This is a genomic window from Melaminivora alkalimesophila (genome assembly GCF_000282995.1).
GTDB lineage: Bacteria > Pseudomonadota > Gammaproteobacteria > Burkholderiales > Burkholderiaceae_C > Melaminivora > Melaminivora alkalimesophila.
This window is the reverse complement of record NZ_ALEE01000204.1, coordinates 1-1,536: the sequence shown is the minus strand read 5'-3', so window position 1 is coordinate 1,536 and position 1,536 is coordinate 1. Positions and strand designations below refer to the sequence as shown.

Here is a 1,536-nt window from a genome sequence, read left to right as displayed (position 1 = left end):
AGGCGGCTGCCGGCGGCGCTGAACTGCGGCGGCACGGACTTGCGTTCGAACAGCGGCGCGCCGTAGCGCTCTTCCAGCAGCTTCACCTGGTGCGACAGGGCAGACTGCGTCAGGTTCAACAGTTGCGCCGCGCGCACCAGGCTGCCGCTGTCACGCAGGGCCTGCAGGGTGCGCAGGTGGCGCAGTTCCAGGATGGACTGCATCATCGAAATCATTCAAGTTGATCGGCTAAAACTTTCGTTTGAATAATAAACACAGGTGGCCGACCATCAGGGCAAGACTCTTTTCCACCTTCCAAGGAGCCCTTGCCATGACCCTTGCTGCCCCACCCCGCCCCGTCCTGACCCACACGCTGGGCTTTCCGCGCATGGGCGCGGCGCGCGAACTGAAATTTGCCCTGGAGCGCCACTGGCGCGGCGAGATCGACGCTGACGCGCTGCAAGCCGTGGGCGCCGAGCTGCGCGCACGCCATTGGCAGGTGCAGCGCGACGCCGGCTTGGGCCTCGTCACCGTGGGCGACTTCGCTTATTACGACCACGTGGCCAACCACATCCAGCTGCTGGGCTGCGAGCCGGCGCGCTTTGGCTTTGGCCCGAAAGCCCCCGAGCTGGCGCGCTACTTCGCCCTGGCGCGCGGCACCACCGGCCACGACCCAGCAGTCTGCGGCGCCGGCTGCGCGCACGGCCATGCGGCGCCCGAGGGCCATGCGGCGCTGGAGATGACCAAATGGTTCGACACCAACTACCACTACCTGGTGCCCGAGCTGCACGCGGATACGCAATTCCACCTGGCCAGCGAACGCCTGTTCGACGAGGTGCGCGAGGCGCAGGCGCTGGGCCACGCCGTCAAGGCGCAGCTCGTCGGCCCGCTCACCTTCCTGTGGCTGTCCAAGGACAAGGGCGACGCGCCCTTTGACCGCCTGGCGCTCTTGGAGCGCCTGCTGCCGGTGTACGCGCAGATCCTGGCGCGCCTGAAGGACCTGGGCGTGCAGTGGGTGCAGATCGACGAGCCCATCCTGGGCCTGGAGCTGCCCGCGGCCTGGAGCCAGGCCTTCGAGCCCGCCTACTGGCAGCTGGGCAAGGCCGGCCCGCAGGTGCTGCTGGCGACCTATTTCTCGCCCTTGCAGGACCACCTGCGCCTGGCCTGCCAGCTGCCCGTGGCCGGCCTGCACGTGGACGCCGTGCGCGCCCCCGAGGAGCTGACCGGCGTGGCCGACTGGCTGCCGGGCTACAAGCTGCTGTCGGTGGGCATCGTCGATGGGCGCAACGTCTGGCGCACCGACCCGGACGCGGCGCTGGCCCTGCTCGCTCCAGTAGCCGCCAAGCACCCGGGTCCGCTGTGGCTGGCGCCCTCGTGTTCGCTGCTGCACGTGCCGCAGTCGCTGGCGGGAGAAGATCGCCTGGACGACGAATTGCGCTCGTGGCTCGCCTTTGCCGAAGAAAAACTGCAGGAACTGGCCCTGCTCGCCGCCCTGCTGGATGGCAGCGCGCAACAGAGCGACCCGCGCCTGGCGGCGGCCCGCGCGGCGATCGCCAG

At 69.1% G+C, this 1,536-nt stretch carries 1 protein-coding gene and 1 pseudogene; one reads left to right on the top strand and one right to left on the bottom strand.

Annotation, left to right across the window (positions count from 1 at the left end; all coding sequences use genetic code 11):
• The coding region (locus A612_RS03365; protein WP_040435846.1) for a LysR family transcriptional regulator at positions 1-206 on the bottom strand (206 nt) is incomplete at its 3' end.
• A gap of 104 nt (positions 207-310) precedes the next feature.
• On the opposite strand from A612_RS03365, the pseudogene A612_RS03360 reads away from it, so the two are divergent.
• Positions 311-1,536 (top strand): annotated as a pseudogene (locus tag A612_RS03360) (5-methyltetrahydropteroyltriglutamate--homocysteine S-methyltransferase); the annotation flags it as partial.